This is a genomic window from Microscilla marina ATCC 23134, from assembly GCF_000169175.1.
Classification (GTDB): Bacteria; Bacteroidota; Bacteroidia; order Cytophagales; family Microscillaceae; genus Microscilla; species Microscilla marina.
In genome coordinates this window covers 68,507-82,796 of the sequence record NZ_AAWS01000019.1, presented here as the reverse complement: position 1 = coordinate 82,796, position 14,290 = coordinate 68,507, and the positions used below count along the sequence as shown (strand labels likewise).

10 protein-coding genes are annotated in these 14,290 nt (G+C 38.7%); 1 reads left to right on the top strand and 9 read right to left on the bottom strand.

Annotation, left to right across the window (positions count from 1 at the left end; genetic code table 11):
* Positions 1-310: 310 nt before the first annotated feature.
* Positions 311-2,077 (top strand): choice-of-anchor Q domain-containing protein, encoded by a 1,767-nt coding sequence (locus tag M23134_RS18485; RefSeq protein ID WP_002698632.1) that lies wholly within the window; start codon positions 311-313, stop codon positions 2,075-2,077.
* 389 nt (positions 2,078-2,466) lie between these two features.
* On the opposite strand, the gene M23134_RS18480 is transcribed toward M23134_RS18485, so the two are convergent.
* The 9 genes from M23134_RS18480 to M23134_RS18435 all read right to left on the bottom strand — a co-directional run bounded on the left by M23134_RS18480 (position 2,467) and on the right by M23134_RS18435 (position 13,195).
* Entirely contained in the window at positions 2,467-2,805 is a 339-nt protein-coding gene (locus tag M23134_RS18480) for a hypothetical protein (protein ID WP_045113843.1), read from the bottom strand.
* 247 nt (positions 2,806-3,052) lie between these two features.
* Entirely contained in the window at positions 3,053-3,418 is a 366-nt protein-coding gene (locus M23134_RS18475; RefSeq protein WP_002698628.1) for a DUF1987 domain-containing protein, read from the bottom strand.
* Positions 3,419-3,645: 227 nt separating this feature from the next.
* Positions 3,646-4,725 (bottom strand): branched-chain amino acid aminotransferase, encoded by a 1,080-nt coding sequence (locus M23134_RS18470; RefSeq protein ID WP_002698627.1) that lies wholly within the window; start codon positions 4,723-4,725, stop codon positions 3,646-3,648.
* A gap of 133 nt (positions 4,726-4,858) precedes the next feature.
* Positions 4,859-5,416, bottom strand: coding sequence for a cob(I)yrinic acid a,c-diamide adenosyltransferase (locus M23134_RS18465; protein WP_002698625.1), 558 nt, complete (start codon positions 5,414-5,416; stop codon positions 4,859-4,861).
* A 201-nt stretch (positions 5,417-5,617) separates the two neighbouring features.
* Complete coding sequence (locus M23134_RS18460; RefSeq protein WP_002698622.1) at positions 5,618-6,862, bottom strand: PD-(D/E)XK nuclease family protein; 1,245 nt, start codon at positions 6,860-6,862, stop codon at positions 5,618-5,620.
* 390 nt (positions 6,863-7,252) lie between these two features.
* Positions 7,253-7,993 (bottom strand): ABC transporter ATP-binding protein, encoded by a 741-nt coding sequence (locus tag M23134_RS18455; RefSeq protein ID WP_002698620.1) that lies wholly within the window; start codon positions 7,991-7,993, stop codon positions 7,253-7,255.
* A gap of 807 nt (positions 7,994-8,800) precedes the next feature.
* The gene (locus tag M23134_RS38450) at positions 8,801-10,882 is read right to left on the bottom strand and encodes a TrkH family potassium uptake protein (protein ID WP_002698617.1); all 2,082 of its coding nucleotides are present in this window, start codon (positions 10,880-10,882) and stop codon (positions 8,801-8,803) included.
* Positions 10,879-11,877, bottom strand: a complete 999-nt coding sequence (locus M23134_RS18440) for a bifunctional heptose 7-phosphate kinase/heptose 1-phosphate adenyltransferase (RefSeq protein WP_002698616.1) — start codon at positions 11,875-11,877, stop codon at positions 10,879-10,881. Before M23134_RS18440 ends, M23134_RS38450 begins: the two co-directional genes overlap by 4 nt.
* A 94-nt stretch (positions 11,878-11,971) precedes the next feature.
* Positions 11,972-13,195 (bottom strand): pyridoxal phosphate-dependent aminotransferase, encoded by a 1,224-nt coding sequence (locus M23134_RS18435; RefSeq protein ID WP_002698615.1) that lies wholly within the window; start codon positions 13,193-13,195, stop codon positions 11,972-11,974.
* Positions 13,196-14,290: the final 1,095 nt, after the last annotated feature.

The window sequence follows — 14,290 nt, the reverse complement described above, 5'->3', positions numbered from 1 at the left end:
AGAACAAGTTGCTCTTATATTCGTTATTTTGGTTGAAAACACATTGCTTGCAGAATTAACAACCTAAAACTATACTTAAGTATCCTAATCACAAAAGAACTGTTTTGCGCCTGATGAATTTTATATTAAACCTCTTCTTTTTTTGTGCATTTATCACAAAAAAAAATTACCTGAATTTTAATTACATATTGCTGCACCAAAAATAGTGAAAACTATCACCAGATAGCATTGCTATGTGTTTTGTTAAGCAATATTGAGGTATAGAATATGACATAAGGTGGTTTGGCAGTTCTTGCATCAAGAAAACGTCATGTTTCACATACAGAATGTTCAACGTCTTTTTTTCCTTTCGCTTTTCTCTTTACTTTGTTTACAGGCTACCCTTGCACAAGACTGTGGTTGCGACTTTACGTTTAAGCCCAGTGATGTTGTCAATGGTTTTAGTCAAATAGACGGTACTCAACCTCCTTATGACAAAATACGTCAAGGGAACACCTTGTGTATTGAAGCTGGGGTGTATAACGGTCTCCGGATTATTAATATAGTAGGGGGCAATGGTGCACCAGTGATTATTAAAAACTGTGGAGGGCAGGTAGTGACAAATGATGGCATCCGGGTTTTAGCCAGTCGCTATGTCAAGTTGTCTGGAGCAGGTGATGCTTCGGTAAAATATGGGTTTAAAGTACAAAAAGCGGTGGGTACAGGGGTTGATATCAAGGGGTTATCTACCAATATAGAAGTAGAAAATGTGGAGGTACAAAACACTGGGTTTGCCGGAATTATGGCAAAAACTGACCCTGAGTGTAACAAAGCTGAAACTTGGCGCCCTAATTTTACGCTGCAAGACCTTAAAATACATGATTGCTACATTCACGATACCGAAGGCGAAGGAATGTATATTGGTCATACTGGTGGTTATGAAAATACCAACAAATACTGTAGTGGCAAGCCTATGTATGCCCACTTGCTAAAATCAGTACATATTTATAACAATCTGATAGAAAGGGCAGGTTGGGATGGCATACAAATCAACCTTGCTGTACAAGATACCAGGGTATACAACAATACAGTGATAGGCTATGGAACTGAAAAAGAACTGTTCCAAAACTTTGGCTTTTCGATTGGTGGCGGCACCAAAGGCAGGTTTTACTCCAACTTTATTTACCAACTCAGTGCCTACAAAAATAACTCTAATGATCCCAATCAACTCAAGGGCTCAGGAGTGCAGATCATTTCTAATCAAGATACCTTCTTTTATAACAACATCATTGTCAATTCAGAACGACATGGCATTTTTGCTCACAACCGTTTGTCAAGGCATAGGCTTGACTTCAGAGAGGGCTATTACTTTATCAACAACACCATTATTGGAGCAGGAGTGTCAGGTATTTTTTACAACTCTTCTTCTGCCTTACAACAGGACGAAAAAGCTGATTGGCGCCGGATTTTTTATAACAACTTGATTGTGGCACCTAACATCAAATATGAAAAAGAATCGTTCTGGAAGGGATTTGATGAGAACTATATAGATTTTAATTCTAAAGAGTTACGTGATGCTGCTAAAGAGTTTATCAAAAACAATATTTTTGCTCCTACTATAAGTGAGGTAAATTTTGCCAATGCCAAAAACCCAGAAGCCAACGCCAACAATTTTAAACTAATGGAGGGGTCTAAAGCAATAGATGCAGGTTTGGATGCAGCTAAAAGTTTTGGAGTCAACGCTGATTTTAGTGGTTTTAACCGCCCCAACAGTGCCACTTTTGACATAGGGGCATTTGAATACCGTAAAGATGATCCGGTAGGTTTATCGCCCGAAAATACTGCCACTATCACTACGTTGTACCCCAATCCTTCACAAGGCCGCATTCATTTGCAACTCAATGTGCCACAGGCTGCTTATGGGGTAGTACAGGTGATGAGTATGGAAGGTAAAAAAATTGCTCAGGTGTTCAAAGGTAAGCTATTGCCAGGTAAGCAAACCTTTACCTGGAATAATGCTCAGCAACACAAAGGCATGTATATTTTACACGTAGTTACAGATAAACAACATGTAAGTAAACCTTTTGTAGTGAGGTAAACCTGTTTTCAAACTGCTTGCAGCAAAGTAAGCAGTTTTCATCTAAATTTTGCCTTCGAAATTGCCAGGTTTTAGGTACAGAAGCTAACACTATGTTTACAAGAGAAAAAACCAGGAAAGTTATTGGATGATAAGTTTTATAGAGTCATAAAAAAAAACATTCATATACTCAATTTCAAATACTTAAAACACTGGTTCTTTCCTGTACCTAATCACTGGTAATGTTTGTCATCGTTCTAAAGCATTGCAAGGTAAAGCGTGTTTTCCAACCAACTCACTTACCTATTTCAGGTAATAAGGTTACCTACACATTTTTGGCAATATCATACAAACAAAAAAAGACCGAAAGCTGTTACCTTCGGTCTTCTGATCAATCAAACTGTAAAGATTTAATTGCCTTTGCGTTTGCGGTTATTATGTTTTTTACGTTTAATATTTTTGCTTGCTCGGTTTTGCTTACGTTTAATTTGTTTACGTTCTTTTCTGGTCACTTTACCATCGGCTTTGGCAGCACGTTTGGTGGCTTTGACATTTCTTTGTTGCTTGCGAAGTTTGGCAGCTTCTTTTTTAGTAAGCTCCCCAGATTTTACTCCGTTGCGAATACGTTTCTTTTGGTTTACCTGACGCTTTTTTACTTTGGGGGTAGACTGAGCCTGGGTTTGGCTATTGAACGCTACAGTAAGGGCAAAAGCCAAGAAAAATCCGAGAAAATATTTAGTCAATTTCATTTGTGTAAATTTTTAAATAATAAGATAAAAATTTTGTTCTTCGTTTTTAATAAACTTATGCCCCTTAGAGTGTAATGTAGAGCAAAGGTTTAACAGCCTGGCTTTTTTTTGTATGAAAACATTCAAATAATATATAACCCTCTTAAAATCAATTATTTAAATTTTTATTTTTTTTGTATGAAAACAAAAAAACGATTACCCTAAAGGATAATCGCAGTTTTTTGTGAGTAATTCAGCCAGTTTACAGCTACATTTCTTCTCGGGTAACCTGAAAGGGGACTTCCACCAAGCGGGCAAATTGTTTTCCCAGGTCTTCTATATCTTCGTCGTCATAGACCCATACCACCTGTGTATGAGGGATAGGTTCTAAGGCTTTCAGTACATCTACACAAGCTTTGGTAGAAGCTGAGTTGATATACTCTAGTTTAAAGACTACTTTGGTTTGGGCATTGGGATTGTTTTTATACCTGCCAAACCATTCTACTACTGGTTCATAAAAATCCATGGCGTCTTCTGGTAAAGACCTGCCAGTAAATTCAAATACTCCATTTTTAGGATCTAAAACGATTTTTGGAGTATCTTCGGTTCCTTCAAGACTGATTATTTCTACCATACAATAGGTGATTTAGAGATTGTGAAACAAGCTCAACTACCTTTATTTTAATATTTGGTTGGTAATTTTAGTAGTAGCACCTTATGAAAGATACTGTGTACAATTTATAAAAGTCTGATCGTAAAACAAGGTACTTTGCCAGTTTTTTTGTATTCGTTTAAGTCTTATGCCTGTAAACCAAAAGACCACAAACTTGCAAGTTTGTGGTCTTTTATGGTTGATTTTATTTAGTTTACTTTCACCATCCATTGATGTTTATCTTCTACTTTGCCCATACGAATGTTGTGCAAAGTTTCTTTTACCTTATAAGCAAAGGTTCCTTCTACCATTGGTGGTAAGTCATAATCAGTCCCTTGGTGCCCTACGGTTTTAATAGAAGATACTACTGCAGCAGTACCTGCACCAAAAGCCTCTTCTACCCTCCCCTCTTTCAGTGCTTTGTCTATTTCTTCTACACTAATGCGACGTTCTTCTACAGGTTGTCCAAAGTCTTTTGCCAGTTGTATAATGCTTTTACGGGTAATTCCATTCAAAACACTATCGCCCAATGCCGCAGTAACAAGGGTTCCATCTATTTTAAAGAACAAGTTCATTGTTCCTGACTCTTCAATGTATTTGTGTTCGGCTCCATCAGTCCAAATCACTTGGTGATAACCATCTTTTTGGGCATTGCGTGCAGCATACAAAGATGCTGCATAGTTTCCGGCAGTTTTGGCGTAGCCTACCCCTCCTTTTGCAGCACGGGTATAGTCAGTTTCGATACGCACCCGCACCGGCTCCGCATAATAACTGGCTACCGGACAAGTAAAAATCATAAACTTGTAGGTATCTGATGGACGCACCCCAATAAAATCATCAGCTGCAAACATAAACGGACGAATGTAAAGCGTGCTTCCTTCTTGCCCTGGGACCCAACCCTGATCAAGTTTAATGAGCTCTTTTAAGCCGTCCATAAAAACTTCTTCGCGTATTTCGGGCATGCACATACGGTTTGCCGAAATATTCATACGGTTAAAGTTTTCGTCTGGCCTGAATAAGTATACCCCTCCATCGGCTCGCTTATAAGCTTTCATTCCTTCAAAAATAGACTGTGCATAATGCAAAGTAGACATTGCCGGACTAAAAGATATATTGGCATAAGGAACAACTCTTAGGTCGTGCCATCCATTATCTTTATAATCAGCAACAAACATGTGATCAGAAAACACACGCCCAAATGGTAAATTTTCAAAATCAACTTCAGGCAAACGTGACTTTTCTACTTTCTCTGTCCTAATGCTTAACTTTTCTTCTACTGTCTCTGTCATTATGTGATTTTTTTACGTGAATATCTGTGTTATAACTTTGTAACACTTACTAAAATAGAGTCGCAACTTATATCAACTCAAGGAATGTTGTCTACCTGTAAAATGATCATTTTTTATCAGGTTTTACCCGGGGTTACTTTTTAGCCATCCGGGGCTGCCAGGGGGTTTCTGCTATCTCCATGTATTGGTGCATTGCCCTACACAAAGTAAACAAGTAATCAGAAAGGCGATTGAGGTATTGTACCACCAAATCAGCCACAAAATCTACTTCTTGCAAAGCAATGACCATTCGTTCTGCTCGTCGACATACTGTTCGTGCAATGTGTCCAAACGAGATAGATGAGTGTCCTCCTGGCAATACAAACGCCCTAAGTTCAGGCAATACTGCATTCATCTTATCCATTTCGCTTTCCAGCAAAGCAATGTCCGTTTCCAGCAAATCAGGAATTTTCATTTTAGACTTTTCAGGATCAGACGCCAACGATGACCCAATGGTAAACAGGCGGTCTTGGATTTCCTTCAATACTGCCAGATGTGGTTTATTCACTGGCTGATCGCTCAACAGCCCAATATAAGAGTTTAACTCGTCTACTGTGCCATAAGCTTCTATTCTCAAGTGCGATTTTGACACCCTGGTTCCTCCAATCAACGATGTCTTTCCTTTGTCTCCGGTTTTGGTATATATTTTCATTTAGCCTATTAAATTGCAAGACAAATATAACTATATCTACTATAAATATCAATTCTCTTAGAGCCATCCCAAGTCATTGAAAACGGGCTATCTGTATTTCAAAAAACATTTTGTACAAGCCCTGGGTTTGTACAAAATGTTTGAAAGCTTAGCACCATATTTACAAAAATAAAGTTTGGCAAAAAAAATCTTTAATCCTTATTAGGGCAAGTGAAGCAAAACTTCATGTTTCCAATGCCGAATAACCTCTTGCTCGAAGTACTTGAAACGTTCTAAAAACACATCAAACATATCAGGGGTATCTAACGAAAGTTCTTCAGCTTTAAGCAAAGTAAAGTTAGCAATGGATGGATAGCTAGAGGTAGGTTTTGCATCACGTACCAACGCACTTTGTAATGAAGAAAAAGTCTTCATTCGATCAAAATACCTGGTTTTGATTTGTTGTAGGCGATGCTTTTCTTCTGGTTTGTTCTTATGCCCCCAAATACCCCCAAAGCAGAATTGAACCCAAATACGCTCTGCTTCAAAAAATAGTTCAATGGCAAACATAGCTCCTGAGCCTTCCCATGAAGCAAATTGCTCGCGCACAAAAATAGGGTACACCTCCTGGGGCAATATTCTTATCACCCGTGCATCATTAGGCGTAAGCAACTTATACTCGGTATGGCGTTCGGCAAGAAAATACTGCCTTACTTGCGTAAATATTCCTGACAGGTTGGGTTTATGCTGCATGATAAACTCAATTGCCTTGTGGTGCCGTTTATAAATTTGCTGTGCCAGGCGAATGTGTTCGTCGTCCTCCATCATGTTTTTATCTACACTATCAATGTATGACTGTATAAAAAATGCTACTTGAGTGTCCAGGTAAGCATGCGTCAGCACCTGGTTTATCATTGACCTAAGGGTACTATAAGCCAAATGTTGAAAATAAACCTCTTGTTTGATAAATCTCAAAGGATGTCGGGGGGTAATATACAGGTAGTAATTGGTATATTCATCACCTGGCCATCGGTTTTCTATCAATTTGTAATTGTGTTGCAGTACCTCTTCAGCGTTGTACAATGGTATGTCCAAAAAGTTTTTGATGCAAATAGTAAACTTTACTTCATCATTCAACACCAATATATCTACTCCCTCATAGTCCCTTAATATTTCGGTTTTCTCAAAATCGCCCAAGCTATACCTGATTTTGTCAGGTTTGCTCAAATAATGAAAGTGAGTGATAAGTTGCTTCAAAAAAAACTGCCCGATACCATGCGAGCCTTTAGGATCAAGCAACCAGGCAATAAAGTTAGAATGCTGTTGGGTTTGTGTATCAACCCCCAATACTTCAAACAAGTTAAAACGATTGAGGTATTGCTCAATTTTTTCGAGGTGATGGGCTTCATCCAGCACAAATTGTTCAAATACCTCCAAATCCTGTAATTCGGCAACAAGTGGTGTCATTGTAATAATTGGTTAATAATACTTGATAAGCATCTGGTCATCAGCATGCTCTCATGAATGTTTATAGTGCTATTAATTGATCAGTTTGTTTACTTATTTAGGTATCAATAGTCCATAGTATTTAGTCAATAGTCCATAGCTGATTCGAGTAAATGTTCACCTTGTTAAATGCTGTAAACCAGTATTTTATATTAAGATTGCGTACTCACTTTATTTTTAAAAGTGTTTCGGTTTTATGCCTAAACACACAATTAAATAGTTTTTAAATTCATCAATGACTGATAACCAGCAAACAACTTTGACTAAAATCACTGCGGAGTATTGGGTATGCTACTCAATGCTATTAATTTTATCTCAACTCAGGCGTTCTTATGTTTCTTTTTTTATTTTCTACTCAGGCATAGAAGTAGGTTTTTCGGGACGAGTAACATTGGTATTGATGATGTCTGTTTCTACCAACCCGTCGCGTAAACGTACTATTCTATGTGCATAATGGGCTATGTCGTCCTCGTGTGTTACCATGATAATGGTATTTCCTTTTTGGTGCAACTCATCAAACAAATCCATAATCTCATAAGAGGTTTTAGAGTCCAGGTTACCCGTGGGCTCATCTGCAAGGATAATACTGGGATCGTTTACCAAAGCCCTGGCAATTGCCACCCGTTGGCGTTGTCCTCCTGACATTTCGTTGGGTTTATGCCGATAACGATCGCCCAAACCTACGCTTGTAAGGGCAGACAAGGCTTTTTCCTCCCGATCATATTTATTATAGCCCGCATATATCAGTGGTAAGGCTACGTTTTCAAGGGCAGTATTTCGGGGTAATAAGTTAAATGTCTGGAAAACAAACCCAATTTCTTTATTTCTAATCTCTGCCAACTCGTTTTCAGTCAAGTCACTTACATCATTGTCGTTCAGGATATAAGTGCCACTGGTGGGCGTATCCAAACAACCTATAATATTCATCAGTGTAGACTTGCCCGAACCCGAAGGTCCCATAAAAGCCACATACTCTCCCTGATAAATATCAATAGAGATAGACTTAAGCGCCTTGACTACTTCACTTCCCATATGGTAAGTTTTGGCTATGTCACTGGTTTGAATAATGCGTTTTTTATTTTCTGAATTCATTGTTTTGAGTAAAAGTTATATGGAGTAAGTAGCAGCAAGTAATTAGCTATAAGTCCTTAGATACCGATGTATATCGGTGCTACAAGTAAGAGCAACTTGTTCATCATAAGGTAGTTACACCTACTCTTTAGGTATGTTTAATGCTGCCTTGGTACTTATATGTTTTAAAATTTGGTCAAACCTTACAATTCAGGCTAAAAAAATGACTTTACCACTGGCAACAGAATTTAACCAAGCCTTTAAGTAGTATGTGGTAAATATACAAATTTTTCTTATTCAATGGATTTCTAAACAATTAGCAAAACGTGAGTTTTGAGTAAACTCACTTGAAAGTACTGACTTTGGCCTTCTTAAAAGTCTAAGTGTTTTACTAAAGGTACAATTATTAGCCGTTTTTAAGCATTGGGGTTATTTTTATGCGATGTTTCATGACTCATTAAAGTTTTAACACCTAATTAATTTACGATTAATACAAGAACAAATTATACAATTACCGGAAAACAAAGAGGTCATCAATGCATTATTAGGGCTGGAAAGCTGGTAGATAGTTAGTAATAACCTCAAGTAAGATGCAGGAAGCCTTTGAGATGAATGATCACTTATTAGATACTAAAAGATGTTGTTGAACTGGAATGTGTCAACCTAATTGTTAGCCGTTGGGTATATTTGAAATATCACAAAATAAATGCCTTCTAATTCAAACCAGGCAAAGCAGTAGCATTGAGTCAGAATGACCAAACTAAGCCAAAACAATTGACTGAAAATACAGGCTTTTTTTTATTGGGTTTAACTCAAGTTGAGTTCGTTCTAACCTACCATTACATGTGCAGTAGGATATTTATACGAGGTACTAATTACTTTTTTACTTAAGGCAAGTGCAAGCGTCAATGTTCCTACCCTGCCTATATACATACTAGTAATGATCACAATTTTGCTTCCTTCGGTTAAGTTGCCTGTGATGCCTGTACTTAAACCTACTGTAGCAAATGCTGAGATTTGCTCAAAGAACAGCTGTAGTAAAGGGGCATTGGGTTGGGTAATGGCCAAAATAAACATACAAACAAAATTGTAGGTAATAGCAAAGGCCACAATAGAGAAAGCGCGCGAAATGACGTCTTGAGCAATTTGGCGCCTCCCTAAATCTACGGTTTTCTTGCCTTGTATATTGGCTATTGCCGACATAATTAAAAGCAGAAAAGTAGTAGTTTTAATTCCTCCTCCGGTAGACCCGGGAGCAGCTCCAATAAACATCAGAAATATGATCATAATGTAACTGGGTAAAGAAGGGGTAGACAGTCCAAGTTCAACCGTATTGAAACCTGCAGTACGGGTAGTGGCAGACTGAAACAAAGATGTAATGATTGACTCTAGCAAGTTTTTATCCTGAAGGGCTGGTTTGCCTTGCTCTAAGAAATAGAAACCTACAGCCCCCAAAATAGTTAGAAATAAGGTCATGTTTACGGCAATACGGGTACCCAATGACCATTGTTTCCAGGGCATTGCCAGTCTTTCACGCATGTTTTTAGGTGAAAAAATATCTTGTATTGCTGAAAAGCCCAAACTACCAAAGGTAATGATGAGCACAAACACCAAATGTAGAATATAACTACTGCGTACTCCTTTTTGGTACAAACCATCAGGAAACAAACTAAACCCAGCGTTACAAAACGCCGAAATGGAGTGAAAAACAGAGAAATAGATCTTATTGCCCAGGCTATTGTTGATTCTTAAATTGGCGGGTACTCCAGTGTTAGAGGGGTCGGTACTTGCCACACTACTTGTATTAGTGTCGTTTTTTTGGGTGCTGTCAGTAGATACTTGAGTCACTTCTTTTTCTTCGCCAAAAGTAGGCAAACCTTCATCAATGTTTATCTCAGCAGTATCAATTTTCACTGTATCTACCAAGCCAGGTTGCCCAGTGCCTGTAGTATCAATAAAAGGTTTTTTGAGGGTAAATTCTTCTTTGTATTCAGGGGTGTAAAAGACTACATCCTTGTTCCAGGTCATAAACACGGCAATACTACCCAAAACCTCAATAATAAAAGTAAGCACAATTACCTGCTTCAAAAGGTTGCGTGCCGATGAAAGGTTTTCGCTACTTAACACATCCTGAATGATCGCCTGCTGCTTGATACCTACTCCCTGGCTCAAAAAAGTAGCAAAAAAAGTGGCAAACGACACAATTCCAATTCCTCCCAATTGAATCAAAAACAGGATCACGATTTGCCCTTTGACGCTAAAATCTGATGCTGCCGAAATCACCGACAACCCGGTTACACAAGAAGCACTGGTAGAGGTAAACAAGGCATCCAGAAAGTTGACTCCGCCAGGAGCAGTAGACATTGCCGGCATCATCAACAAGCCGGTACCTATCAGTATCAAGAGAATAAAACTTGCTATGAAGGTGGTGGCTGGGTTAATTTTAAGGTCAGAAACTGCCTGACTGGAACGCACCACCGAGTAAGACAACAATGCCACCAAATAAGTAGCAATGATCGATTCATAGAATACCCGATAATCGGCAAACTCCAGTAAAAGAAAAATATTATAAAACAGGTATAATCCCAAGGCATTGGTGAGTCCTACGAATAAGAAAACACCTACTAATATGGTTTCAAAGAGGTTTCCTGTAATAAATACTCGCCTATTGAGCGCATATAGCCAACGAACTAAGAAGTGCAAGGCATAGACAAAAATGTTCAACTCCAGCCAGTTAAACACTGACGATATATCATCTGCTTCGAGGTCTGCTCCATAACAATACAATAGCAACACTATAATGGCTGAGGTGTTGACATTATTAATGATGCGTAAAATATGGGCAATACGCTCTTGATTACTATACAACAGGTGATTGAGTTGTTCTGTAAACCTTGCTCTTTGATTCATGGCTGGAGTATATTATGTTTGATTGCTTCGTTCAATAACAATTGCTTATCTATAGATACCACTCCAAGATGTTCACAAACGAGTCCACCTGCCAGGTTCGACAAGGCAGCAGTAAATCGAGGAGAGGTATTCAATGCCAAACACAAGGCTGCTACACTCACAAGTGTATCACCTGCCCCTGATACATCTGCAATAGAGCGCAAGTGTGCTGGGATGTGTACTTTGTCTTTCCCATTGTCCATATAAACGCCTAGCTCTGATAAAGTTACAAGGGCTTGTTTTACCTGAAGTGTTTGCTTAAGCTTGACCACTGCGTCTTTTAATTCGTTGGCATCTTTGGCGTTAAACTCAATTTTCAATCCATCTTTTAGTTCCTTTAAATTAGGCTTAAACAAAGTAGCGCCAGCGTAATTCAAAAAGTTCTTCTTTTTAGGATCGACAATGGTAGGAATCCCTTTTGCATTGGCATATTCGATGACCCCCTGGATCAACTCTTCACCCAACACCCCTTTGTCATAATCTTCAAAAATAATGGCCTGACAAGAGGCAGCCAGTTTTTTAACCAACGCCAACAAACTGTGGGTTTCTGTAGGAGTAAGGTTTGTTGTGTGTTCATGATCTACCCGCAGAATGTGTTGGTGCCCCGACAAAATACGGTGTTTGATAGTGGTAATGCGCTCTTTACTTTGTAGCATACCTTCTTTGGGTAGTCGGTGAGCATCAAGCAAATTGAGCAAATCGGTACCACTGCCATCATTCCCTATCACCGAGCATAGCACAGGCTCAGCGCCCAATGCCTGTATATTCATCGCTACGTTGGCGGCTCCACCCAATCTTTTTTCGCGCTGTTGAACCTGCACAATGGGCACTGGAGCTTCAGGAGAAATACGCTCAACTTTTCCCCAAAGGTAGGAGTCTACCATTACATCGCCTATAATTAATATCCTTTGCTGAGAAAAAGCGTCAAATATTGCTTCTATCGAGTCGTATTGCATATCTTAATGAGCTGTTTAGCCTACTTTGCCAAAGTACAAGCTACAGGTAGTATAATGCAACCTGTAACTTGTCGCTGAGGCTAACAGCTTACTTCTAGTTTAGTTTCTCTAATACTGTTTTAATCCGTTGCATGGCTGTTTTTAAGTCTTCGTCAGATGCTGCAAACGAAAAACGCAAGCAGTTATCAGCTCCGAAGGCTTCGCCAGGTACTAATGATACGTGTGCATTGTTCAAAATGTACATACACAAGTCGATAGAGTTATTAATCGTATTTTCACCATCGCTTTTGCCATAATAATAGCTCACATCAGGGAATATGTAAAATGCCCCATCAGGCAAATAAGTTTTAAAACCCTTGATGTCTTTCATCAAATCAAGCACCAAGTCACGGCGACGCAAATAAGCTTTAGCCATGTCGTGGCTAGGTGCCAAATCACCAGTAATGGCAGCATACGCGGCTTTTTGGGCAATAGAACAAGTACCTGAGGTAAATTGCCCTTGAAGCTTGTCGCAAGCACTGGCTAACCAGGTAGGTGCAGCCAAATACCCCACTCTCCATCCAGTCATGGCAAAGCCTTTTGAAAAACCATTGACAGTAACTACTCTGTCATGCATATCTTCAAATGCCCCCATGCTTACGTATTCGTCCTGAAAAATCACATACTCATAGATTTCATCAGCAATTACAAATACATCTTCATGTGCTTTGAGCACATCAGCCAAAGCCCTGAGCTCATCTTTGCTGTATACCGAACCAGTAGGGTTACTGGGCGAAGAATATAAAATGGCTTTGGTTTTGGGGGTAATGGCAGCTTTAAGCTGTTCTGGAGTAACTTTAAAGTTATTTTCAAGGCTTCCACTCACCATTACAGGCTTACCTTCGGCTACTTTGATTATCTCGCGGTAAGTTACCCAATAAGGAGTAAATACTACTACCTCATCGCCTGGATTAAGCAAGCACATCAATACGTTGGCAAGTGACTGTTTGGCACCAGTAGAAACCACAATATTTTCAGCTTCCCATTTAAGCCCATTGTCTCGCTTTAGCTTATCGGCAATGGCCTGACGAAGCTGTGGATACCCTGAAACAGGCGTATAAAAAGTAAAACCATCATCAATTGCTTGTTTAGCCGCAGCTTTGATGTGATCAGGGGTTTGAAAATCAGGCTCACCAAAGTTAAGTTTAATTACAGCCTGCCCTTTAGCTTCCAGTTCACGGGCTTTTTTTGCCATGGCGATGGTGGCAGACTCTGCCAAACGGTTGATTCTTTCAGAAAGAACCTGAGTGGCCTGTGGATTTTTAGTTTCTACGCTCATATTCACTAACCATTTGAGTATTGAATAATTGTTTTAATTAAGTGTTCCATAGGGCAGCTCCCTGCCAAATGGTGATCTTCCTGATATATCAGGAAAGCTACCACATTGATTGAATTTTTGATGTCAGCAACATTTTTGATACAAACAAATATGCTCAATACTGCTATTCATTTTTCGCAAATTTATAAATGTTACCTAAAAATCTTTAGAAAGTGGAATAGTATTTTCTGTATAAAAAATTTAGGCTAAGAAAAATATTTTACAAAAATAAAGGTTGTATAACTGTTTGTAAACAAAATTTAATAGGTTTGTATCTCTATTTGAATCTTTTTTCTAATAAAACAGATTTTTTTTATAAAAATAAAGCATTGATATTCAACGTTTTAACTCGTAAATCATAAGTTTTATCAAAAAAAGTTTAAGATAGTTTTATTATTCCGGTTACTTTTTCATTCTTGGTAGAATGTATAAGTGACAAAAGAATTTTATTCAAATACACCTGTTTAACACTTTATTATTTTTAATGGAAACGCCTACTTCGATGAAGTAGGCGTTTTTTTTTGATCATTAGTACAATAGTCCATAGCACCGACAGGAGCAAGCTTTAAGCAACAAGTCCTTAGATACCGATGTATATCGGTGCTTCAAGTTGCCTCCTGTTCCAGAGACAACTAACAAAATCATAGTATACTTATTTTCAGTGGTTTATGAATTTGTTAGTTAAAAGCCCCGACAGGGGGCAAGCTTCAAGCGACAAGTCGCAAGCTAGACCCTGTTCCACAGGTAACTACACTTTTGTATCACGTTGATTTTCAGCAGCTTACAAAAAGCGTAGTTAAAAGCCCCGACAGGGGGCAAGCTTCAAGCGACAAGTCGCAAGCTAGACCCTGTTCCACAGGTAACTACACTTTTGTATCACGTTGATTTTCAGTATCTTACAAAAAGTGTAGTTAAAAGCCCCGACAGGGGGCAAGCTTTAAGCGACAAGTCGCAAACTAGACCCTGTTCCACAAGTAACTACACTTTTATATCACGTTGATTTTCAGTGATTTATGAAAAGCGTAGTTAAAAGTATTTAGTTGATAGTCCATTCGA